General features: G+C 67.7%; 17 protein-coding genes. 5 read left to right on the forward strand and 12 right to left on the reverse strand.

The window, feature by feature from the left end:
* Positions 1-3: 3 nt before the first annotated feature.
* Positions 4-1,137, reverse strand: coding sequence for a glycosyltransferase (locus tag ABZ910_RS19680; RefSeq protein ID WP_361366375.1), 1,134 nt, complete (start codon positions 1,135-1,137; stop codon positions 4-6).
* The gene (locus ABZ910_RS19685) at positions 1,134-1,664 is read right to left on the reverse strand and encodes a putative colanic acid biosynthesis acetyltransferase (RefSeq protein ID WP_361366378.1); all 531 of its coding nucleotides are present in this window, start codon (positions 1,662-1,664) and stop codon (positions 1,134-1,136) included. Before ABZ910_RS19685 ends, ABZ910_RS19680 begins: the two co-directional genes overlap by 4 nt.
* A gap of 108 nt (positions 1,665-1,772) precedes the next feature.
* Here ABZ910_RS19685 and ABZ910_RS19690 point away from each other — a divergent pair, with 108 nt between their 5' ends.
* Positions 1,773-2,750: a GDP-L-fucose synthase gene (locus tag ABZ910_RS19690; RefSeq protein ID WP_361366380.1), complete on the forward strand. Its 978-nt coding sequence runs from the start codon at positions 1,773-1,775 to the stop codon at positions 2,748-2,750.
* Here ABZ910_RS19690 and ABZ910_RS19695 read toward each other — a convergent pair.
* Positions 2,744-4,090, reverse strand: a complete 1,347-nt coding sequence (locus ABZ910_RS19695; protein WP_361366383.1) for a sugar transferase — start codon at positions 4,088-4,090, stop codon at positions 2,744-2,746. The genes ABZ910_RS19690 and ABZ910_RS19695 overlap by 7 nt on opposite strands.
* Before the next feature lie 546 nt (positions 4,091-4,636).
* On the opposite strand from ABZ910_RS19695, the gene ABZ910_RS19700 reads away from it, so the two are divergent.
* A complete protein-coding gene (locus ABZ910_RS19700) occupies positions 4,637-5,107 on the forward strand; it encodes a hypothetical protein (RefSeq protein WP_361366385.1) in 471 nt (156 codons plus the stop codon).
* Positions 5,108-5,162: 55 nt separating this feature from the next.
* On the opposite strand, the gene ABZ910_RS19705 is transcribed toward ABZ910_RS19700, so the two are convergent.
* Positions 5,163-6,005, reverse strand: a complete 843-nt coding sequence (locus ABZ910_RS19705; RefSeq protein WP_361366388.1) for a methyltransferase domain-containing protein — start codon at positions 6,003-6,005, stop codon at positions 5,163-5,165.
* Between the two features lie 290 nt (positions 6,006-6,295).
* Between ABZ910_RS19705 and ABZ910_RS19710 the strand changes: the two genes are divergently transcribed.
* Together ABZ910_RS19710 and ABZ910_RS19715 are read left to right on the forward strand one after the other, a co-directional pair.
* Positions 6,296-6,841, forward strand: coding sequence for a hypothetical protein (locus ABZ910_RS19710; RefSeq protein WP_361366390.1), 546 nt, complete (start codon positions 6,296-6,298; stop codon positions 6,839-6,841).
* Positions 6,842-7,029: 188 nt separating this feature from the next.
* Complete coding sequence (locus tag ABZ910_RS19715) at positions 7,030-7,479, forward strand: hypothetical protein (RefSeq protein WP_361366393.1); 450 nt, start codon at positions 7,030-7,032, stop codon at positions 7,477-7,479.
* Positions 7,480-7,596: 117 nt separating this feature from the next.
* On the opposite strand, the gene tuf is transcribed toward ABZ910_RS19715, so the two are convergent.
* From tuf to ABZ910_RS19740, 5 genes are all read right to left on the reverse strand, one after another.
* Positions 7,597-8,790: an elongation factor Tu gene (gene tuf, locus ABZ910_RS19720; RefSeq protein ID WP_361366395.1), complete on the reverse strand. Its 1,194-nt coding sequence runs from the start codon at positions 8,788-8,790 to the stop codon at positions 7,597-7,599.
* A 155-nt stretch (positions 8,791-8,945) separates the two neighbouring features.
* The gene (fusA, locus tag ABZ910_RS19725; RefSeq protein ID WP_361366398.1) at positions 8,946-11,072 is read right to left on the reverse strand and encodes an elongation factor G; all 2,127 of its coding nucleotides are present in this window, start codon (positions 11,070-11,072) and stop codon (positions 8,946-8,948) included.
* Between the two features lie 39 nt (positions 11,073-11,111).
* Entirely contained in the window at positions 11,112-11,582 is a 471-nt protein-coding gene (gene rpsG / locus ABZ910_RS19730) for a 30S ribosomal protein S7 (RefSeq protein WP_003992340.1), read from the reverse strand.
* Between the two features lie 2 nt (positions 11,583-11,584).
* Positions 11,585-11,956, reverse strand: coding sequence for a 30S ribosomal protein S12 (gene rpsL / locus ABZ910_RS19735; protein ID WP_003948652.1), 372 nt, complete (start codon positions 11,954-11,956; stop codon positions 11,585-11,587).
* A 291-nt stretch (positions 11,957-12,247) separates the two neighbouring features.
* Entirely contained in the window at positions 12,248-13,255 is a 1,008-nt protein-coding gene (locus ABZ910_RS19740; protein ID WP_361366401.1) for a glycosyltransferase family 2 protein, read from the reverse strand.
* 147 nt (positions 13,256-13,402) lie between these two features.
* On the opposite strand from ABZ910_RS19740, the gene ABZ910_RS19745 reads away from it, so the two are divergent.
* On the forward strand, positions 13,403-14,743 hold the full coding sequence (locus ABZ910_RS19745; protein WP_361366403.1) for a glycosyltransferase family 39 protein: 1,341 nt from the start codon (positions 13,403-13,405) through the stop codon (positions 14,741-14,743).
* Positions 14,744-14,770: 27 nt separating this feature from the next.
* Here the strand turns inward: ABZ910_RS19745 and ABZ910_RS19750 are convergent, their stop codons facing one another.
* The 3 genes from ABZ910_RS19750 to rpoB form a co-directional block, all read right to left on the reverse strand.
* Positions 14,771-15,292: a DUF1707 and DUF4190 domain-containing protein gene (locus ABZ910_RS19750; protein ID WP_361366405.1), complete on the reverse strand. Its 522-nt coding sequence runs from the start codon at positions 15,290-15,292 to the stop codon at positions 14,771-14,773.
* Between the two features lie 140 nt (positions 15,293-15,432).
* Complete coding sequence (locus ABZ910_RS19755) at positions 15,433-19,332, reverse strand: DNA-directed RNA polymerase subunit beta' (RefSeq protein WP_361366408.1); 3,900 nt, start codon at positions 19,330-19,332, stop codon at positions 15,433-15,435.
* 97 nt (positions 19,333-19,429) lie between these two features.
* A complete protein-coding gene (gene rpoB, locus ABZ910_RS19760) occupies positions 19,430-22,915 on the reverse strand; it encodes a DNA-directed RNA polymerase subunit beta (RefSeq protein ID WP_361366411.1) in 3,486 nt (1,161 codons plus the stop codon).
* Between the last annotated feature and the right edge of the window lie 185 nt (positions 22,916-23,100).

The following is a 23,100-nucleotide window of genomic DNA, read 5'->3' on the forward strand; positions in this document are numbered from 1 at the left end:
CAGTTACTCCAGACAGCCGAAATGACACGTACGCCGATAGATCTCCTCAAGCCGGTCCGTCACCGCGTGGATGGAATAGGTCTCCGCCACGACGCGACGACCGGCTTTAGCCAGGGCATCGCCCCGTTCCTCGTCGGCGAGCACCCCGCACACCGCCTCGGCCAGCTCGCGCGGACTGCCGTCGGTGACCACCGCCGCACCTCGGCGGGCCAGTTCGTCCGCGATGCCGCAGCCGTCGGTGACCACCACCGGGGTGCCCGCGGACAGCGCCTCGATCACGGTCATCCCGAACGGCTCGTCGACAGCGGGCAGCACATAGACGTCCGCCCTGCCGTAGGCCCGTACCGCCTCGGCGTGTTCCAGCGCACCGCCGTAGGAGACGACGTCCTGGAGTCCATGGGAGGCGATGAGCCTGCGCACCGCCGGCAGCGACCCCTCGTCCGCCCCGTGGAGGGTGAACCGGGCGTCGGGCAGCTTCCGGTGGACCAGGGCGGCCATCTCGACGAACGCCTCGGGGCGCTTGCGCGGATGGAGCCGGGCGAGGAAGAGCACCTCCCGGCCGCGCCCTCGCCGCACCACACCGCCGTCGTCCGCCGCACGCACCCCGTTGGGCAGCGTCAGCAGCGACGGGCCGCCCGGGCCGATGACCTCGGCCAGCGCCTGCCGCTCCTGCTCGGTGAGGACCAGGCAGCCGCGCGCCCGGCGCAGGAGCGGCACGTACACGCGGTCGAAGAGCCGGACGGCGGCCGCGCGGCGGGGCGCCACCATGCCGTGCGTCTGCGCCAGGAACCTCTTGCGCCGCAGGGTCGCGACGGTGAGCGCGGCGAGGGAGACGAGGTCGCGCCCGGCATGGATGTGCACCACGTCGGCCGCGCCCATGGCCCGCCACATGTCCCTCACCAGCAGCGGGTGCATGAGCCCGGTGAAGCGCCCGGGAAGGAGGGAGCGCGCGGGGCGGGTCCGCAGGGGCACCGAGCCGATGCGGGCCGGTGCCGGGGAGTTGCCCTGCCACAGGGACACGAGCGTGACGTCATGTCCTCGCGCGGCGCACTCTTCGAGCTGCCCGGTGGCCACGCTCGTGGGACCGCCGTACGCGCCGTCGTCGCTGACGAGCGTCACCACATGGACGAGCCTCATGCCGCCGCTCCTGTCGCTTCCCTCGCGAGGACCGAGCCCGCAGCGACATCGCGGCGGGCGACCGCCGCGGCGCCCACCACGGCCCCGCGGCCGACGGTGACACCGCGCAGGACGACGGCCCGCGCGCCGATCCAGGACGCGGGCTCCAGCCGGATGGGCCCGTTGTCGAATTCGAAGGTGGGACTGAGCCGTTGGTGGCTTCCCGTGCACAGCAGCGCGTCCTGGGACACGCACACGTCGCTGCCGATCGTGATCCGCTCCAGGTTCAGCAGCCAGGCGCCGTCGCCGATCCACACGTCGTCGCCGACGTCCAGCCGCCACGGCCAGTGCACGCGCACCCGCTGACGGATCAGGACGCGCTGCCCGATCCGCGCACCGAAGGCCCGCAGCAGGGCCGGGCGCCAGCGGGCCGGGAACCACCACTTGACGAAGACAAGGTTGAGGACGGCGAACCAGGCCGCCTGAACGAGCAGGGGACGGCCCTTGTCGTAACCGGCTCCCGTGAATCCCCGTAGGGAACGCTCCATCGCGTGGTCCTCCTGAGGTCGATCATGTGCGTGCCCAGCCCTGCGAGTCTCCGTGAAGTGTCGGAAAGAATCACCGCAATCATGCCGATGTGGTGCAAAATGCCCCACATGGAAGATCTACTCCCCTCATCCGCCCGTGTGTACGTCGCCGGTCACCGCGGTCTCGTCGGCTCCGCGCTGGTCCGCCGCCTGACGGCCGACGGATACGAGGTCCTCGCCCGGACCCGGTCCGAACTCGACCTCCGCGACGCGACCGCCACCGCCGCGTTCCTGCATGACACCCGGCCGGACGCCGTCGTCCTGGCCGCGGCCAGAGTGGGCGGCATCATGGCCAACAGCACCCATCCGGTGCAGTTCATCGAGGACAACCTGCGCATCCAGCTGAGCGTGATCTCCGCGGCGTACGCCGCCGGTGTACGCCGTCTGCTGTTCCTGGGGTCGTCCTGCATCTACCCCCGGCTCGCGCCGCAACCGATCCGCGAAGAGGCCCTGCTCACCGGCCCCCTGGAGCCGACCAACCAGCCGTACGCGCTGGCCAAGATCGCGGGCATCGTCCAGGTGCAGTCCTACCGACGGCAGTACGACGCCTCGTACATCTGCGCCATGCCGACCAATCTCTACGGCCCCGGCGACAACTTCGACCCGGAGTCCTCGCACGTCCTGCCGGCCCTCATCCGCCGCTTCCACGAGGCGAAGCGGGACGGCCAGGACGAGGTGGTCCTCTGGGGAAGCGGCACGCCGCGCCGGGAGTTCCTGCACGTCGACGACCTCGCCGACGCGTGCGTGACGCTGCTGCGCCACTACGACGATGACCTGCCCGTCAACGTCGGATGCGGCGACGACCTGACGATCCGCGAACTGGCCCGGACCGTCGGGGAGGTCGTCGGCTACCGGGGCCGGACCACCTTCGACACCACGAAGCCGGACGGTACGCCGCGCAAGCTGCTGGACCTCTCCCGCATGACCGAGCTCGGCTGGCGGCCGAAGATCGCCCTGCGGGACGGGATCGCGTCCACCTACGCGTCATGGCTGAGCACGGAGGAATCCGAGGCGGCCGAGCCCCGCCCGCTCGTCACCGCTCAGTAGGCCCCGCGCCCGTCCAGCACGGCCCGGACCGTGCGGGCCATGACCGCCATGTCCCAGGTCCACGACCAGTTGTCCACGTACCGCAGGTCGAGCGAGACGGTCTCGTGCCACGTCAGGTCGGACCGTCCGCTCACCTGCCAGAGCCCGGTGAGGCCGGGCTTGACGCTCAGCCGGCGCATCTCGACCTCGTCGTAGCGGGCGACTTCCTCGGGGAGCGGCGGGCGGGGGCCCACCAGCGACATGTGGCCGAGCAGCACGTTGACCAACTGGGGCAGTTCGTCGAGCGAGGAGCGGCGCAGCAGGCGGCCGACGGACGTGACACGCGGGTCCCGGCGCATCTTGAACATGTGGCCGTCGTGCTCGTTCACCGCCGCCAGGTCGCTCTTCATCCGGTCCGCGTCCACGACCATGGTCCGGAACTTCCACATGGGGAAGGGCGCTCCGTCCCGCCCGACGCGCGTCTGACGGTAGATCACCGGCCCGGGCGAGCCCATGCGCACGGCGAGCGCCAGGACGGCGCACAGCGGAGACAGCGCGAGGAGCAGGAGCAGCGCACCCGCCCGGTCCGTGGCGCCCTTGAGCAGCGTCGCCGTACCGCGGCGCGCCGGCGGCGCGATGTGCAGCAGGGTCAGCCCCGCCGCCGACGTGAGCCTGACCCGGCGCCGGGCCACCTCGGTGATGCCCGGCAGGACCATCAGCGGGCAGCCCCGGTCGTGCAGGGCCCAGGAGAGCCGTCGCAGCCGGGCGCCGGACAGACGCCGGCTCGTGGCCACGAAGACCAGATCGGCACCGAGCGACTCGACCGCTTCCCGCACCGGTACGGCATCCGCGTCGAGCCCGTCCGGCTCGTCGGCGGACAGCCGGGCGCAGACCCGCACGCCGGACGCCACGTCCCCCTCCCCCACCGCACACGCCCCGACCACCACGTACCCGTGATCGGTACGCTCGGCCAACTGGGCGACCACGGCGTCCACCGTCCCGGCCTCGCCGATGACGAGGACGCGTCGGAGCGCCCGGGCGTGTCGGCGCGCGGCCAGCACACGGCGGTGAACCGCCTTGCGGCAGAGCACGGCGACTACCAGCGCCGGACACAGCGCGGCCGCCGCGGGAGCGGGTGCGCCACCGAAACCGGACACGGTGTGCAGAGCGGCCAGGGCACCGAACAGCACCAGCCAGTCCCGTACGACGGGTCCGATCGGCGCGCCTTCGTCCCAGCTCCAGGACGCGTACCGCCGCGCGACGACGCGCACGAGCAGCCAGACGAGGCCGATCACCACGGCCTGGTGTACGAAGTGAGATTCGCCGATCACCCGGAAGGCCGCCGCCGTCGGCAGCGTCACTCCTGCGATGTCGGCACAGACCGCGACCGGAACGTACCGCCCGGCCCACGGACCTGAACGCGCTGCGGCCCGGTTCGGTGCGTGAGGCACCGCCTGCCGTGATGCCGCACGGGTGGACTGCCGCATGGTTCTCCCCTGTGACCCCGAAGTAGGCGCTGAGCGCGCCTCATGCGATGTGTATATCAACTTTTACATACACATGTCCTACTTTGTGGAGTTACTACTGGGTAGAGGCGGGCGACGTCCCACGGGAGCACGGCAGTTGACCACGACACGCCTGACGACACGTCAGATGGGAATCCCTCGTTCGGCCCAGCCCCGGAATTAATCACCTTTACGGATCTTAACGAAGTCCGAATGGATGAGGAATGAGGAGCCGCGGCACGCCTTGGCGGTCCAGTCATGCAAACGTATAAATGCCCGGCGACGGACAGAGGTTCATCACTCGGACTGCCTCAGAAAAGGCACGGGAGTTCGCGAGGGCGCGTTCCGGTACACCCAGGACCAAGGGCCCGGTAGACCCAGAAGAAAGAAGGAGCAATCTTCATGCGAAAGACACAGTCCAGGGGGGCGCGGCTGGCGGCGATCGGCCTCGGCCTGACCACGGCGCTGTCGCTCGGCCTCGCCGGTCCCGCGGCGGCACAGCAGCAGCGTGTGGCCGTGGTGGACCCCACCGTCCTCTCGGGAAACCCGACGTGTGACGACGTCCCGGACGGCTTCGTAGGTGACGTCAACCTGGCCCCCAAGGACGCGACCGGCATCCCGGTCACCAGCGACGACGGGACGCTGACCGGCACCCTCGACATCAACCTCAGCGATGACGGGCGCACCCTGGAGAGGTTCGACTTCCACGGTCAGCTTGTCGCCGGCGTGGTGCTCGTCAAGGGCGGCAGGGACACCAACGCCTACGACTACCGGCCCAACGGCATGGCGTCGGACGAGCAACTCGTCGCCCCCGACTCAGATCCCCACATCAACCACATCAGGTTCTGCTTCATTCCGTCGAACGGCAGCTGAACCACACGAAGCGTGGGGGCCCGGAACATCCCGGGCCCCCACGCTCGAACGCGCCTCAGTGGGCCAGTTCGCCCCACGACTTGAGGCCGGTCAGCTCGCGGAACTCCGTGTCGTCGAGCTCCGGCTTGGCCACCCACCCCGGCGGCTTCTGCGCGACCATCGACCACGTGTCCCTGGTCGACGGCATGAACCGGCTCGCGGCCAGATAGGCCCGCCGGAACCGCGGCGGCACCTTGCAGAGCATGTGGTGGGCACCGCGCACCTCACGCGGCTTCAGCCCCAGCGCCTTGGCGAGCCCCACGCAGTCGCCCTCGGTGTACTCGCGCACATGGCCGCGCCAGTTGCCGGGGTACCAGTAGTAGAGCTCGAACTGCGGATGGCTGGTCCTGCCGCGCAGTACGTCGAGGCGCTTGCGCAGGTTGACGTGGTTGGGGACCGTGACGAACAGATAGCCCTCGTTGCGGACCCGCTCCAGCAGGCCGTTCAGCAGATCACGCGGCGAGTCGTGCAGATGCTCCAGTACGTCGTGCAGCATCACCAGGTCGAAGGGTTCGGTGTCGGGAAGAGGGCCGCCGTCGAGAGGGATGTACTCGATGCCCATCTTCTCGGCGAATTCGAGGATGAGTTGGCGGGCGCGGCCCCGCTTGTGCCATTCGTCCTGGAGGTCGTCGACGGCGGTGCACTCGTACCCCAGCGCCGCGAGCACAGCGGTCTTGTCCGCCGGGCCCGCACCGAAGTCCAGGATCCGCGATCCCGGTTTGAGGAACCGCTGAACGGTCTGGGCGATGGAGATGTGTCCGGAGATCGCCGGATCGAAATAACCGCGGAACGGAAACGCATCGATGACCTGTGTCATCGCGCGTTCCATCTCGGTGTCGACCTCGATGTACCCCTGCATCGATGTAGTACCTCATTCGGTGCCGTCGGGACAGGCTGACAATTCGGCATCGTAACGGCGGACGTGTGGGGTACCGCGCCGCGACGGCGCGCGTCACCTTTCCGGCCCGTTATGAAATCCGAACGGCTCAGAAACAGGGAGTCGTGCAGCGCCACGGCGGTCTGATCATGCGAATGTAATGCAACCCGGCTGCGGATAGATGTTCACCATTCAAACTGCCGACCGATAAGCCGTGAGGGTCCGCGCGGGCAAGGTCCGGTACACCCAGAAAACAAGGAGGAGTACTCGCCATGCGAGTAGCCACCCGAGCAAGGACACAGACGCGACGCGCGAGATGGGGAGGCCGGCTCCTCGGCGCCGGCCTGACCACCGTCGTGGCGCTCGGCGTCGCCGTCAGCCCCGCGTCGGCCCGGCAACTTGACCCGGGAGCCCCGAGCAGCCCCGGAAACGTGCAGCCCGAGGAAGTCGGGAACGGCACGTTCTGCCCCGACGGCACCGACATCACCTTCTCGCTGCTGAGCCCAATCCCGACCGGGCACAACGAGTTCGAGATCCTCGACGTCGGACACATCGCCGTCGACGTCACCAGTACCACCCAGACGTTCAACTTCTCGATCACCGGCCCCCTCGCCGCCCGCCAGATCATCGTCCACAGCACTCCCAGCGCCAACCGGTACAGCTACGACGCGGGCACCGGCTTCCCCAACGGCCGTGCCCAGGACGGGCTTCTCCACGCCCCGAGCGCGGAAGCCGGGGGCGCGTTCAACAACCTCACAAGCATCGTGTTCTGCCTCATCAACAGCCCGTACAACGGCCACGGCACCGGCACCGCCTGACCGCGCCGGGAACGCGAAGAGGCCCGCACCACGCCGTGCGGGCCTCTTCAGGTCAGTCGACCCAAATAATCCGGTACACCCAGGAAACAGGGAGAAGTATTCGTATGCGAGTAGCCACCCGAGCAAGGAGACAGCCGCGACGCGCGAGATGGGGAGCCCGGCTCCTCGGCGCCGGCCTGACCACAGCCGTGGTTCTCGGCGTCGTCGGCAGCCCCGCGTCGGCCCGGCAGCTGGACCCGGGCCCCCCGAGCGGTCAGGACGTACTGCCCGAGGAAGTGGGGAACGACACCACCTGCCCCGTCGGCACCAGCAGCTTTCTGGTGAAGCCCGTGCCGGACGGGGAGTCGGCTCATAACGTCGACACCGTCGGACAGATCGTCGTCACCCTCACCAGTGACACCCAGACGTTCGACTTCTCGATCAGCGGCCCCCTCGCCGCTCGCCAGGTCATCGTCCACAGCAACGTCACCGCCAACCGCTACACGTACGACGCGGGCACCGGCTTCCCCAGCGGGGTTGCGTTCGACACGCATCTCCACGCCCCGATCGGGAACGTGGGGGGCTTCTACGACATCACGTCCATCGACTTCTGCATCATCCCGAGCCCGTACAACGGCACCGGCACCGGCACCGCCTGACCGCGCGGAGGCCGATAGTCCGGCACCGGAATGCGAAGAGGCCCGTACGACGAAATCGTCGTACGGGCCTCTTCAGGTCAGTCGACCCAGAGGGTCAGACCCTCAAGAGAGCTGGGCTCACTTGTTGATCTTGGTGACCTGGCCGGCGCCCACCGTGCGGCCACCCTCACGGATGGCGAACTTCAGGCCCTCTTCCATGGCGACGGGCTGGATGAGCTCCACCTTCATCTCGGTGTTGTCACCCGGCATGACCATCTCGGTGCCCTCGGGGAGGGTCACAACGCCGGTCACGTCCGTCGTACGGAAGTAGAACTGCGGACGGTAGTTGTTGAAGAACGGCGTGTGGCGGCCACCCTCGTCCTTGGACAGGATGTAGGCCTGGGCCTCGAACTCGGTGTGCGGGGTGACCGAGCCCGGCTTGATGATGACCTGGCCGCGCTCGACGTCCTCGCGCTTGATGCCGCGGAGCAGCAGACCGACGTTCTCACCGGCCTGGCCCTCGTCGAGCAGCTTGCGGAACATCTCGATGCCGGTGACCGTGGTGGTGGTCTTCTCCGGCTTGATGCCGATGATGTCGACGGTCTCGTTGACCTTCAGGACACCACGCTCGATACGGCCGGTGACGACCGTACCGCGACCGGTGATCGTGAAGACGTCCTCGATCGGCATGAGGAACGGCTTGTCGACGTCGCGCTCCGGCTCCGGGATCGACTCGTCGACGGCCTTCATCAGGTCCAGGACCGACTTGCCCCACTCGGCGTCGCCCTCGAGCGCCTTGAGCGCCGAGACCTTGACGACCGGGACGTCGTCGCCCGGGAACTCGTACTCGGAGAGGAGCTCACGGACCTCGAGCTCGACGAGCTCCAGGATCTCCTCGTCGTCCACCATGTCGGCCTTGTTCAGGGCGACAACGATGTACGGAACGCCGACCTGGCGGGCCAGGAGCACGTGCTCCTTGGTCTGCGGCATCGGGCCGTCGGTGGCGGCGACCACGAGGATGGCGCCGTCCATCTGCGCGGCACCCGTGATCATGTTCTTGATGTAGTCCGCGTGACCGGGGCAGTCGACGTGGGCGTAGTGACGCGTCTCGGTCTGGTACTCGACGTGCGCGATCGAGATGGTGATACCGCGCTGGCGCTCCTCAGGAGCCTTGTCGATCTGGTCGAAGGCCGAGGCCTCGTTCAGGTCCGGGTACGCGTCGTGCAGCACCTTGGTAATGGCGGCCGTGAGGGTCGTCTTACCGTGGTCGATGTGACCGATGGTGCCGATGTTGACGTGCGGCTTAGTCCGCTCGAACTTCGCCTTCGCCACTGGGGTCCTCCTGTGGAGTGGTTCTGTACGCCTTACTTCATCGGCGCCAGGTGATCTTTGCTGGAAAGCCCGGAACCCGGGGCATTCATCCGGGAATGCGGCTGAATACCCCTTGAGGCTCCGGAGTCAAGCCTAAAGCGTGGAAACGCGGTGCGTTACTCGCCCTTGGCCTTCGCGATGATCTCCTCGGCGACGTTCCGCGGAACCTCGGCGTAGGAGTCGAACTGCATCGAGTAGCTTGCGCGACCCGACGTCTTGCTGCGGAGGTCTCCGACGTAGCCGAACATCTCCGAGAGGGGCACGAGGCCCTTCACGATGCGGGCACCGTGACGCTCCTCCATGGCCTGGATCTGGCCGCGGCGGGAGTTGATGTCGCCGATGACCTCACCCATGTAGTCCTCGGGCGTGGTGACCTCGACGGCCATCATCGGCTCGAGCAGCACGGGGCTGGCCTTGCGCGCGGCCTCCTTGAAGGCCTGCGAACCGGCGATCTTGAAGGCGAGCTCGGAGGAGTCGACCTCGTGGTAGGCACCGTCGATGAGCGTGACGCGAACGCCCGTCATCTCGTAGCCGGCCAGGATGCCGAACTGCATGGCCTCCTGAGCACCGGCGTCCACCGAAGGGATGTACTCCTTCGGGATACGGCCACCGGTGACCTTGTTCACGAACTCGTAACTGGCGTCGCCGCCCTCGATGGGCTCGATCGCGATCTGCACCTTGGCGAACTGACCGGTACCACCGGTCTGCTTCTTGTGGGTGTAGTCCACGCGCTCGACGGCCTTGCGGATCGTCTCGCGGTACGCGACCTGCGGCTTGCCGACGTTGGCCTCGACCTTGAACTCACGGCGCATACGGTCGACCAGCACCTCGAGGTGCAGCTCGCCCATACCACCGATGATGGTCTGGCCGGTCTCCTCGTCCGAGTGGACCTGGAAGGAGGGGTCCTCCTCCGCGAGACGCTGGATGGCGACACCCAGCTTCTCCTGGTCACCCTTGGACTTGGGCTCGATGGCGACCTGAATGACCGGCGCCGGGAAGTCCATGGACTCCAGGATCACCGGGTTCTTGTCGTCGGACAGCGTCTCACCGGTGGTGGTCTGCTTCAGGCCCATGACGGCGACGATGTCACCGGCGCCCACCGACTCGATCTCCTCACGCTTGTTGGCGTGCATGCGGTAGATCTTGCCGATGCGCTCCTTCTTGCCCTTGACGGAGTTCAGCACCGCGGTGCCGGACACCAGGCGGCCCGAGTAGACCCGGACGAAGGTGAGCTTGCCGAGGTGCGGGTCGCTCATGATCTTGAACGCGAGCGCGGAGAGGGGCTCCTCGTCCGACGGCTTGCGCTTGACGACGACCTCGGCGTCCTTGACGTCGTGGCCCTCGATGGCCTCGACGTCGAGCGGCGTCGGGAGGTAGCGGACGACCGCGTCGAGCAGGGGCTGAACACCCTTGTTCTTGAACGCGGTACCGCAGAACACCGGGGTGACCGTGGTGTCGCTGGACTTGCCGGACGCGATGGTGATGCGACGGACCGCGGCGTACAGCTGCTCCTCGGTGGGCTCCTGGCCCTCGAGGAAGAGCTCCATGATCTCTTCGTCGTTCTCCGCGACGGCCTCGACCAGCTTGCCGCGCCACTCCTCGGCAGCCTCGACGTGCGTGTCGGGGATGTCGACGGTGTCGTACATCTCGCCCTTGGCGGCCTCGGCGGACCACACGAGCGCCTTCATGCGGACCAGGTCCACGACGCCCTTGAAGTCGGCCTCAGCGCCGATGGGGAGCTGCATGACGAGCGGCTGGGCGCCCAGGCGGTCCGAGATCATGTCCACGCAGCGGTGGAACTCGGCGCCGGTACGGTCCAGCTTGTTGACGAAGCAGATGCGCGGCACGCCGTAACGGTCGGCCTGACGCCACACCGTCTCGGACTGCGGCTCGACACCGGCGACACCGTCGAACACCGTCACGGCACCGTCGAGCACGCGCAGGGAGCGCTCCACCTCGACGGTGAAGTCGACGTGACCCGGGGTGTCGATGATGTTGATGGTGTAGTCGTCGCCCTCGAGCGGCCAGTGGCAGGTGGTCGCAGCAGACGTGATCGTGATGCCACGCTCCTGCTCCTGCTCCATCCAGTCCATCGTGGCAGCGCCGTCGTGGACCTCACCGATCTTGTACGAAACGCCGGTGTAGAACAGGATCCGCTCGGTGGTGGTCGTCTTGCCCGCGTCGATGTGGGCCATGATCCCGATGTTGCGGACCTTGGCCAGGTCAAGTGAAGTGGTAGCCATAAGGCTTCAGTCTTCTCTCGGTCTCGATGTGGGTAGCGACTACCAGCGGTAGTGCGCGAAGGCCTTGTTGGACTCGGCCATCTTGTGGGTGTCCTCGCGCTTCTTCACGGCCGCACCGAGGCCGTTCGAGGCGTCGAGCAGCTCGTTGAGCAGACGCTCGGTCATGGTCTTCTCGCGACGGGCGCGGGAGTAACCGACGAGCCAGCGCAGCGCGAGCGTGTTGGCGCGACCGGGCTTGACCTCGATCGGAACCTGGTACGTCGCACCGCCGACGCGGCGGGACTTGACCTCGAGGGTCGGCTTGATGTTCTCCAGCGCGCGCTTCAGCGTGATGATCGGGTCGTTGCCCGTCTTCTCACGCAGACCCTCCATGGCGCCGTAGACGATGCGCTCGGCGGTGGAGCGCTTGCCGTTCAGCAGCACCTTGTTGATGAGGGAGGTCACCAGAGGAGAACCGTAGACCGGGTCGATGATGACCGGGCGCTTCGGGGCGGGGCCCTTACGAGGCATTCTTACTTCTCCTTCTTGGCGCCGTAGCGGCTGCGGGCCTGCTTGCGGTTCTTGACACCCTGGGTGTCGAGGGAGCCGCGGATGATCTTGTAGCGAACACCCGGCAGGTCCTTCACACGGCCGCCGCGCACGAGCACGATGGAGTGCTCCTGCAGGTTGTGTCCCTCACCCGGAATGTAGGCCGTGACCTCGATGCCGCTGGTCAGACGCACACGCGCGACCTTACGCAGGGCCGAGTTCGGCTTCTTCGGGGTGGTCGTGAACACACGCGTGCAGACGCCACGACGCTGAGGGGAACCCTCAAGTGCGGGCGTCTTGTTCTTCTCGACCTTGTCCTGCCGGCCCTTACGGACCAGCTGCTGGATCGTAGGCACTACTTCTCCGGTTTCTGTGTGCCGAATGGTGAAGCTAACCTGGAACGTCGCCGACCCACGCGGTCGGGTGTGTCGAATCCCGCAAACCTCCGCCGCAAGGCAGAAAGGGCGCGGATCACGGTGGCCGGTGTCGGCTCGCCCTGCGGTTGAAGGCACGCACGGGAGCCAGGGCACACCCCAGGCACAAGGTCTGAGCGTACCTACCGCATTCGCTGCGGTCAAAACAAATGGGCGGGACCGGGGGGCCCGCCCGGATTGCTCCGAATGACCCATTGCGGCAGGAGGTCCGGTTCACTCCCGCGTCAGGACGTCCTCACGCGGGCGAGCAGGCGCCGGTACGCGGTCCGCCCGGGGCACCGCCGAGTCGTGACCGACGAAGTACGCCGGCCGGTTCTGCACGGCCGTGTAGATCCGCGCGACGTACTCGCCGAGCAGCCCGAGGCAGATCAGCTGGACCGCCCCGATGAACACGATGCCGGTGAACAGCGAGGTCCAGCCGGGCACCGTCAGGCCCAGGGCGTAGGCGCCGAGGGTGTAGACGAGCAGCGCCATGCAGACCAGGAAGGCGCCGGTGCCCAGCCAGGTGGCCAGCCGCAGCGGCGCGGCGGAGAAGCCGGTGACGCTGTCGACGGTGAGCCGGACCATCCGGCTGAGGGGGTACTTGGTGGTGCCCGCGGAGCGCGGGGCACGCTCGTAGGTCACCTCGCCGCTCGGGAAGCCCAGCCAGGGTACGAGCAGGCGGTAGACCCGCTGCTGGTGCGGCAGTTCCTTCAGGGCCTCCACGGCGGCGCGGCTGAGCAACCGGAAGTCGCCGGCCTGTGCGGGCACCGAGTGGCCCGCGAGCCGGCGCATCAGCCGGTAGTAGCCGCCCGCCGTCCAGCGCTTGAACCGGGTGTCGCTGCTGCGGTCGGCGCGGACGCCGTAGACGATGTCGAGGCCCTCGGCGCGGGCCAGCGCGAGCATGTCCGGGATCTTCTCGGGCGGGTCCTGGAGATCCGCGTCCAGGCTCACCACATAGGCACCGACCGCGCGGTCCAGGCCGGCGGTGAGGGCGGCCTGGTGGCCGGAGTTCCGGCGCAGCGTGATCACACGCAACTCGGGCCAGCCCTGCCGGAAGGCGGTGAGGAGTTCGGCCGTACGGTCGCTGCTGCCGTCGTCCACCGCGACGACCTCGTAGGCGACCCCCAGGTCCGACAGCACCGGACGCAGCCGGCAGACCAGGGCGGGCAGCGCCGCCTCCTCGTTGTACATGGGTACGACGACCGACAGCACGGTCGTCGGTTCCGCTACTTCGCCCACCCTTATCCCTCCCCGGGCCCCCCGGCGCGCACGGATATGCGACTCTGGTTCGATCGTATGACAGGAAGCTCACAGTCCCTCCCGACTCTTGCGTACTCGGGAGCGGCGGAGGGGCCTGTGGGGGTCAGGGGACAGGGGGCGTCGGCCATGAACGCGACTGCCGGAAACGCGGACACCGAGGCATCCGCGGAGGCCACGGACGCAGAGGACACCGAGGCGTCGGCCAAAACGTCGCCGGGTGTGCCTGCCGAGGGGCGGGAAGAGCGGGAAGAACTGCCGCGCGGCGGCGGGCGCCGGCCGCTCGCGGTGCGCGCGCGGCCGTATCTGGCGCCGCTCGTCCTGTACGGCGTCACGAAGCTCGTCGGCCTCGCCGTCTTCGCCGGCCTGCTGGAGAGCGCCGGGGACTTCCACGGGAAGCCTCCGCGCTTCGGCGGCGGCGCCCACTGGTGGGACGTCCTCGCCACCTGGGACGGCTGGTGGTACCTCCAGGTCGCCGAGTACGGCTACCACCCGCGGCTGGAACGGCTCGCCTCGGGCGGGCTGTTCACGGTCCAGCAGAACTCGGTGGCCTACTTCCCGTTGTTCCCGGAGATGATCCGGCTGACCTCCGGGATCACCGGACTCGGCCTGTATGGCTCGGCGATCCTGGTCTCGGTGCTCGCGTCGTTCGTCGCGGCCGCCGGGATCTTCGCCGTGATCCGCCTGCTCGCGGGCGCCCGGGCGGGCACCATCGCCGCCGGACTGTGGGCCGTGGCCCCCGGCGCCGGCGTCGAGTGGGCGGTGTACTCGGAGTCCCTGTACGTCGCCCTCGCCGCCTGGACCTGCTACTGCGTGATGACCCGGCGCTGGAAGACGGCCGGACTGCTCGCCCTGCTGGCCGGCCTCAACCGGCCGACGTCCGCCGCGCTGATCGGCGCCGTGGGCCTCGCCGCCCTGATGACGCTGCTCCGGCGGGAGAGCCGGCGCGAGCACGGCGTACCGGGGCCCCTTCTCGCCATGGTCATCGCTCCCCTGGGCCTGATCGCCTATGTCGCCTGGGTCGGATGGGCCACGGGTGAGCCCATGGCGTACTTCACGCTCCAGCGCGAAGGATGGGCGCACTACTTCGACTTCGGCTCCTACACCTTCGACGTCCTGGCCAACCAGGCGGTCGGCCACCACGACTACCTCTTCGCCTTCGCCACCTCGGACCTGCTCTCCGTACAACTGGTGCTGGCACTGCCGTTCCTGGTCGTGCTGATGCTGCGCAGGCGGCCGCCGCTGGTCCTGGCCGCGTACACCCTGGCGACCGTCGTCGCCGTGCTGGGCACTCAGCAGATGTTCGGCAACACCATGCGCTACCTGCTGCCCGCCTTCCCGCTACTGCTGGCCCCGGCGGCCGCGATGAACCGGCTGAAGTGGCCGAGCCTGGCGGTGTTCTTCTCCACGGCGGCGCTCGCGTCGGGCTGGTACGCGCACTACGTCATCTTCGAGTTGGGGATTCCGTAGACGACGACCGCCGAGGCGCGGCCCGCGCTACAGGGCCGCCGCGAGGATCAGGATCGTCAGGAACGCCGCCCAGCCCGCCACGGACAGCCAGCCCAGGACGAGGCCGGCCAGGGCGAACGCGTCCCCGCCCTCGCCGGTGCGGCGTATCTCCGCGCGGGCGGAGTGGCCGAGGACCACCGCGGGGATGCCGGTGAGCCCCGCCGTCACCATCGTGAGGACACCGCACACCAGGGCGCCGACCGCCTTGCCGTTGGTGGGCGGGGCGGGCAGGAAGGTGCGCGGCACGGGCGCGAAGAGCTGCGGGGGCGAGACCGACGGCGGTATCGCCAGCGGCCCCTGGGGCAGGTCGGCGACGAGCAGCGCCAGCTCACCGACCGTCCGGGCCTCGTACGCCCGGCCCACCCTCCGGTCGAACTCGGCCTGCTGAAGGCGGCCTTCACTGAACCCCGCCCGGAGCACGTCCACGGCACGCTCGCGGTCCGCGTGGGAGGCGAGCATCGAGGGGCTGCTCTGCTGCTGCCACGGCTGCCATGGCGACGGATACGACACGAACACCTCCCCCGGACGGCACGGACTGCGTCCACCCTCTCCAACGCACAGCATCCACCTCCGGTTCCGCCGACGCACCGGAAAACGCCGAAGGGCGGTCACCCCCACGGGGTGACCGCCCTTCAACTCATGTCAACCACTCACTGGTTGTACGGACCGTAGTCGTAGTCCTCCAGCGGAACGGCCTGGCCGGAGCCGGTGCCGAACGGCGAGTAGTCGATGTCGTCGTAACCGACGGCCGAGTACATCGCGGCCTTGGCCTCCTCGGTCGGCTCGACCCGGATGTTGCGGTAGCGGGACAGACCCGTACCGGCCGGGATGAGCTTACCGATGATGACGTTCTCCTTGAGGCCGATGAGGCTGTCGGACTTGGCGTTGATCGCCGCGTCCGTCAGGACTCGGGTCGTCTCCTGGAAGGAGGCGGCCGACAGCCAGGATTCCGTCGCCAGCGAGGCCTTGGTGATACCCATCAGCTGCGGACGACCGGAGGCCGGGTGGCCGCCTTCCGTCACGACCCGACGGTTCTCGGTCTCGAACTTCGAGCGCTCGACCAGCTCGCCGGGCAGCAGCTCCGCGTCGCCCGACTCGATGATCGTCACACGGCGCAGCATCTGCCGGATGATGATCTCGATGTGCTTGTCGTGGATCGACACACCCTGCGAGTTGTAGACCTTCTGGACCTCGCCGACCAGGTGGACCTGGACGGCACGCTGACCCAGAATGCGCAGCACGTCGTGCGGGTTGGTGGCACCCACGGTGAGCTTCTGGCCCACCTCGACGTGCTCGCCCTCGCTGACCAGCAGACGGGCACGCTTTGAGATCGGGAACGCCGTCTCGTCGCTGCCGTCGTCCGGGGTGACGACGATCTTCTTGGTCTTCTCGGTCTCCTCGATCCGCACGCGGCCGGAGGCCTCGGAGATCGGGGCGACACCCTTCGGCGTACGAGCCTCGAAGAGCTCGACGACACGGGGCAGACCCTGGGTGATGTCGTCACCGGCCACACCACCGGTGTGGAAGGTACGCATCGTCAGCTGGGTACCGGGCTCACCGATGGACTGGGCGGCGATGATGCCGACCGCCTCACCGATGTCGACCAGCTTGCCGGTGGCCAGCGAGCGGCCGTAGCACATGGCGCAGGTGCCGACGGCGGACTCGCAGGTCAGGATCGAACGGGTCTTGACCTCCTCGACGCCGTGGGCCACCAGCTGGTCGATGAGGACGTCGCCGAGGTCCACGTTGGCCGGCGCGATCACCTTGCCGTCGATGACGACGTCCTCGGCGAGCATGCGGGCGTAGACGCTGGTCTCGACGTCGTCGGCCTTGCGCAGCACGCCGTCCTCGCCGCGCGAGGCGATCCGCAGCTTCAGACCGCGCTCGGTGCCGCAGTCCTCCTCGCGGATGATGACGTCCTGCGAGACGTCCACCAGACGACGGGTGAGGTAACCCGAGTCGGCGGTACGAAGGGCGGTGTCCGCGAGACCCTTACGGGCACCGTGCGTGGAGATGAAGTACTCCAGCACTGACAGGCCCTCACGGAAGGACGCCTTGATCGGACGCGGGATGGTTTCGTTCTTGGCGTTCGACACCAGACCACGCATACCGGCGATCTGCCGCATCTGCATCATGTTTCCTCGGGCACCCGAGTCAACCATCATGAAGATGGGGTTCGTCTTGGGGAAGTTCTCGTTCATCGCCTCGGCGACCTCGTTGGTCGCCTTGGTCCAGATCGCGATGAGCTCCTGAGTGCGCTCTTCCTTCGTGATCAGACCGCGCTCGTACTGCTTCTGGACCTTCTCGTCCTGCGCCTCGTAGCCCTTGACGATCTCCTTCTTCGCCTCGGGAACGACGACGTCGGAGATGGCCACGGTGACACCGGAACGGGTCGCCCAGTAGAAGCCGGCCGCCTTCAGGTTGTCGAGCGTCGCCGCCACGATGACCTTGGGGTAGCGCTCGGCCAGGTCGTTGACGATCTCGGAGAGCTGCTTCTTGCCCACCGAGTAGTCGACGAACGGGTAGTCCTCGGGCAGCAGCTCGTTGAAGAGCGCGCGGCCCAGAGTCGTACGCAGGCGGAACGAGTCACCCTGCTGCCACTCGGGCTCGCCCTCCTCGCGCGCCGGCGGGGTCCAGCCGCGCGGCGGGATGGTGCCCACCGGGAAGCGGATGTCGATCGGCGACTGCAGCGCGAGCTCGCCGGCGTCGAACGCCATGATCGCCTCGGCCGTGGAGCCGAAGGACCGGCCCTCGCCCTTGGTGTCACGCAGCTCGCCGTCGGTGGTGAGGAAGAACAGACCGAGGACCATGTCCTGGGTCGGCATCGTCACCGGACGGCCGTCGGCGGGCTTGAGGATGTTGTTCGAGGACAGCATCAGGATGCGGGCCTCGGCCTGCGCCTCCGCGGACAGCGGCAGGTGCACGGCCATCTGGTCACCGTCGAAGTCCGCGTTGAACGCGGTGCAGACGAGCGGGTGGATCTGGATGGCCTTGCCCTCGACCAGCTGCGGCTCGAAGGCCTGGATGCCGAGGCGGTGCAGGGTGGGCGCACGGTTCAGCAGAACCGGGTGCTCGGCGATGACCTCTTCGAGGACGTCGTACACGACCGTGCGGCCGCGCTCGACCATCCGCTTGGCGCTCTTGATGTTCTGCGCGTGGTTCAGGTCGACCAGGCGCTTCATCACGAACGGCTTGAAGAGCTCCAGCGCCATGGCCTTGGGCAGACCGCACTGGTGCAGCTTCAGCTGCGGACCGACGACGATGACGGAACGCGCGGAGTAGTCCACACGCTTACCGAGCAGGTTCTGACGGAATCGACCCTGCTTACCCTTCAGCATGTCGCTGAGGGACTTCAGCGGGCGGTTACCGGGACCGGTCACCGGGCGGCCGCGACGACCGTTGTCGAAGAGGGCGTCAACAGCCTCCTGAAGCATGCGCTTCTCGTTGTTGACGATGATCTCGGGCGCGCCGAGGTCGAGGAGCCTCTTCAGACGGTTGTTGCGGTTGATCACACGGCGGTACAGGTCGTTGAGGTCGGAGGTCGCGAAGCGGCCACCGTCCAGCTGCACCATCGGACGCAGGTCCGGCGGGATGACCGGCACGCAGTCGAGCACCATGCCCTTGGGGCTGTTGCTGGTCTGCAGGAACGCGGAGACGACCTTCAGGCGCTTGAGCGCACGGGTCTTCTTCTGGCCCTTGCCGGTACGGATGATCTCGCGGAGCTTCTCGGCCTCCTCCTCGAGGTCGAAGGACTCCAGGCGCTTCTGCAGCGCCGCGGCACCCATCGAGCCGTCGAAGTACGTGCCGAAGCGGTCGCGCAGCTCGCGGTAGAGCAGCTCGTCGCCCTCGAGGTCCTGGACCTTGAGGTTCTTGAACCGGTTCCACACCTCGTCGAGACGGTCGATCTCGCGCTGCGCACGGTCGCGCAGCTGCTTCATCTCACGCTCGGCACCTTCGCGCACCTTGCGGCGCACGTCGGCCTTGGCACCCTCGGCCTCGAGCTCGGCCAGGTCGGTCTCGAGCTTCTTGGCGCGGGCCTCGAGGTCGGAGTCGCGGCGGTTCTCGATCTGCTGACGCTCGACGGAGACGTGGGCCTCCAGCGAGGGCAGGTCGCGCTGACGGCGCTCCTCGTCGACGTACGTGATCATGTACGCCGCGAAGTAGATGACCTTCTCGAGGTCCTTCGGGGCGAGGTCGAGCAGGTAGCCCAGACGCGACGGAACGCCCTTGAAGTACCAGATGTGGGTGACGGGAGCGGCCAGCTCGATGTGGCCCATCCGCTCACGGCGCACCTTGGCGCGAGTGACCTCGACGCCGCACCGCTCACAGATGATGCCCTTGAAGCGGACACGCTTGTACTTGCCGCAGTAGCACTCCCAGTCCCGGGTCGGACCGAAGATCTTCTCGCAGAAGAGTCCGTCCTTTTCGGGCTTCAGGGTGCGGTAGTTGATGGTCTCGGGCTTCTTGACCTCGCCGTGGCTCCACTGACGGATGTCGTCAGCGGTGGCCAGGCCGATCCGGAGCTCGTCGAAGAAGTTGACGTCGAGCACTATGCGTCAATCCCTCTCAGGGTCGTAAGTCTTGGGGTCTGATACGGGGGTCCTGGGGCCGGCAGGCCTTGATCGCTCAAGGCCTGCCGGACTCCCGTCAGACCTCTTCGACGCTGCTCGGCTCGCGCCGGGACAGGTCGATACCGAGCTCCTCCGCAGCGCGGAAGACGTCCTCGTCGGTGTCGCGCATCTCGATGGACATGCCGTCCGAGGACAGCACCTCCACGTTGAGGCACAGGGACTGCATCTCCTTGATGAGCACCTTGAAGGACTCGGGGATGCCGGGCTCGGGGATGTTTTCGCCCTTGACGATGGCCTCGTAGACCTTCACGCGGCCGGTGACATCGTCGGACTTGATGGTCAGCAGCTCCTGGAGGGCGTACGCGGCGCCGTAGGCCTCGAGGGCCCACACCTCCATCTCACCGAAGCGCTGTCCACCGAACTGAGCCTTACCACCCAGCGGCTGCTGGGTGATCATCGAGTACGGACCGGTCGAGCGGGCGTGCAGCTTGTCGTCGACCAGGTGGTGCAGCTTGAGGATGTACATGTACCCGACCGAGATCGGGTCCGGGAACGGCTCACCGGAGCGGCCGTCGAACAGCTTCGCCTTACCGGTCGGGAGGACCATGCGGTCGCCGTCGCGGTTCGGGCGGGTGTTCTCCAGCAGACCGGCCAGCTCGTCCTCGCGCGCGCCGTCGAAGACCGGGGTCGCGACGTTGGTGCGCGGGGCGACGTCGTCGGCGCCGATCGCCTGGAGACGCTTCGCCCACTCCTCGCCGAGACCGGAGACGTCCCAGCCCTGGCTGGCGAGCCAGCCGAGGTGGATCTCCAGGACCTGTCCCGGGTTCATTCGGGACGGCACACCCAGCGGGTTGAGGATGATGTCGACCGGGGTGCCGTCCTCGAGGAACGGCATGTCCTCGATCGGGTTGATCTTGGAGATGACACCCTTGTTGCCGTGACGGCCGGCGAGCTTGTCACCGTCGGTGATCTTGCGCTTCTGCGCGACGTAGACGCGGACCAGCTGGTTCACGCCCGGCGGCAGCTCGTCGCCCTCCTCGCGGTCGAAGACGCGCACGCCGATGACCTTGCCGGTCTCACCGTGCGGCACCTTCAGCGAGGTGTCACGGACCTCACGGGCCTTCTCACCGAAGATCGCGCGCAGCAGGCGCTCCTCCGGCGTCAGCTCGGTCTCACCCTTCGGGGTGACCTTGCCGACGAGGATGTCGCCCGCCGTGACCTCGGCGCCGATGCGGATGATGCCGCGCTCGTCGAGGTCGGCGAGGACCTCCTCGGAGACATTCGGGATGTCCCGGGTGATCTCCTCGGGGCCGAGCTTGGTGTCACGGGCGTCGACCTCGTGCTCCTCGATGTGGATCGAGGAGAGGACGTCGTCCTGCACGAGGCGCTGCGACAGGATGATCGCGTCCTCGTAGTTGTGACCCTCCCACGGCATGAACGCCACGAGCAGGTTCTTGCCGAGGGCCATCTCACCGTTCTCGGTGGCCGGACCGTCGGCGAGGACCTGGCCCTCGATGATCCGGTCGCCCTCGTTGACGATGACCTTCTGGTTGACCGAGGTGCCCTGGTTGGAGCGCGAGAACTTGTGCAGGCGGTACGTGATGTACGTGCCGTCGTCGTTCGCGGTCGTGACGTAGTCCGCGGAGACCTCCTGGACCACACCCGGCTTCTCGGCCTTGACCACGTCGCCGGCGTCGACGGCGGAGCGGTACTCCATGCCGGTGCCGACGAGCGGGGCCTCGGACTTGATCAGCGGCACGGCCTGACGCATCATGTTCGCGCCCATGAGGGCACGGTTGGCGTCGTCGTGCTCGAGGAACGGGATCATGGCGGTCGCGACCGACACCATCTGGCGCGGCGAGACGTCCATGTAGTCGACGTCCTCGCCACCGACGTAGTCGACCTCGCCGCCACGGCGGCGGACCAGGACGCGGTTCTCGGCGAAGCGGAGCTCGTCGGTCAGCGGCGCGTTGGCCTGCGCGATGACGAACCGGTCCTCTTCGTCGGCGGTCAGGTAGTCCACCTCGTCGGTGACCTGGCCGTCGATGACCTTGCGGTACGGGGTCTCCACGAAGCCGAACGCGTTGACCCGGCCGTAGGAGGCCAGCGAACCGATCAGACCGATGTTCGGTCCTTCAGGGGTCTCGATCGGGCACATACGTCCGTAGTGGGACGGGTGCACGTCTCGGACCTCGAAGCCGGCCCGCTCACGGGAGAGACCACCCGGACCGAGCGCGGACAGACGACGCTTGTGCGTCAGCCCGGACAGCGGGTTGTTCTGGTCCATGAACTGGGACAGCTGGCTGGTGCCGAAGAACTCCTTGATGGAGGCGACGACCGGCCGGATGTTGATCAGGGTCTGCGGCGTGATCGCCTCGACGTCCTGCGTGGTCATGCGCTCGCGGACGACGCGCTCCATACGAGCCAGACCCGTGCGGACCTGGTTCTGGATGAGCTCGCCGACGCTGCGCAGACGACGGTTGCCGAAGTGGTCGATGTCGTCGGTCTCGACGACGATCGACTGGCCGCTGTCGCCGACCGTCTCGGTCTCACCGGCGTGCAGCTTCACCAGGTACTTGATCGTCGAGATGACGTCCTCGACGGTCAGGACACCCGCGTCGAGCGGAGCGTCCGCACCCAGCTTCTTGTTGACCTTGTAGCGGCCGACCTTCGCCAGGTCGTAGCGCTTCGGGTTGAAGTAGAGGTTCTCGAGCAGCGTCTGCGCGGCCTCACGCGTCGGGGGCTCGCCCGGGCGCAGCTTGCGGTAGATGTCGAGCAGCGCGTCGTCCTGGCCCTGGGTGTGGTCCTTCTCCAGGGTGGCGCGCATGGACTCGTACTCGCCGAACTCCTCGAGGATCTGCTCGGTGGTCCAGCCGAGCGCCTTCAGGAGGACGGTGACGGACTGCTTGCGCTTACGGTCGATGCGCACACCGACCATGTCGCGCTTGTCGATCTCCATCTCCAGCCAGGCACCCCGGGACGGGATGATCTTGGCCGAGAAGATGTCCTTGTCGGACGTCTTGTCGATGGAGGAGTCGAAGTAGACACCGGGGGAACGAACCAGCTGGGACACCACGACACGCTCGGTGCCGTTGATGACGAAAGTGCCCTTGTTCGTCATGAGCGGGAAGTCGCCCATGAAGACGGTCTGGGACTTGATCTCGCCGGTCTCGTTGTTGGTGAACTCGGCGGTGACGAAGAGCGGGGCCGCGTACGTGAAGTCGCGGTCCTTGCACTCGTCGATGGAGTTCTTCGGCGGCTCGAAGCGGTGGTCCCGGAACGTCAGGGACATCGACCCGGAGAAGTCCTCGATCGGGGAGATCTCCTCGAAGATCTCCTCCAGACCGGACTTGGTGGGGACGTCCTGACCGTTCTCCAGAGCCTGCTCGACGCGAGCCTTCCACGCGTCGTTGCCGAGCAGCCAGTCGAAGCTCTCGGTTTGCAGCGCGAGAAGGTTCGGAACCTCGAGGGGCTCCTTGATCTTTGCAAAGGAGATGCGCAGCGGGGCGGTGCTTGCGCCGTTGTTCGTATTCGCGGTCGAGGCAGTGCGCGAGGCGGCCAAGAGGGGGTCCTTCCGAGGGCTCGGACTCACTACGCGCGTACCGGCCCCTCTCCCGTGCACGAAGACAGACAGTTCCCGATTTGGCTAAAAGGCCAGGTCAGGGATGATCCGGTCGTCTGTGCTCAAGCGAGGGCATGCCCCTGGTGACGGGCAGGGGACAGCTAACAGGCAGCGCAAAGGGTCAG

The sequence above is a fragment of the Streptomyces sp. NPDC046805 genome (assembly GCF_040645355.1).
GTDB lineage: Bacteria > Actinomycetota > Actinomycetes > Streptomycetales > Streptomycetaceae > Streptomyces.

Excerpts from the sequence above, each read along its gene's own strand:
- ABZ910_RS19710 (WP_361366390.1), top strand. The coding sequence starts at position 6,296 with ATGCGAGTAGCCACCCGAGCAAGGACACAGACGCGACGCGCGAGATGG.
- ABZ910_RS19690 (WP_361366380.1), top strand. The coding sequence starts at position 1,773 with ATGGAAGATCTACTCCCCTCATCCGCCCGTGTGTACGTCGCCGGTCAC.
- ABZ910_RS19680 (WP_361366375.1), bottom strand. The coding sequence starts at position 1,137 with ATGAGGCTCGTCCATGTGGTGACGCTCGTCAGCGACGACGGCGCGTAC.
- ABZ910_RS19700 (WP_361366385.1), top strand. The coding sequence starts at position 4,637 with ATGCGAAAGACACAGTCCAGGGGGGCGCGGCTGGCGGCGATCGGCCTC.
- ABZ910_RS19745 (WP_361366403.1), top strand. The coding sequence starts at position 13,403 with ATGAACGCGACTGCCGGAAACGCGGACACCGAGGCATCCGCGGAGGCC.
- fusA (WP_361366398.1), bottom strand. The coding sequence starts at position 11,072 with ATGGCTACCACTTCACTTGACCTGGCCAAGGTCCGCAACATCGGGATC.
- ABZ910_RS19705 (WP_361366388.1), bottom strand. The coding sequence starts at position 6,005 with ATGCAGGGGTACATCGAGGTCGACACCGAGATGGAACGCGCGATGACA.
- ABZ910_RS19685 (WP_361366378.1), bottom strand. The coding sequence starts at position 1,664 with ATGGAGCGTTCCCTACGGGGATTCACGGGAGCCGGTTACGACAAGGGC.
- rpsG (WP_003992340.1), bottom strand. The coding sequence starts at position 11,582 with ATGCCTCGTAAGGGCCCCGCCCCGAAGCGCCCGGTCATCATCGACCCG.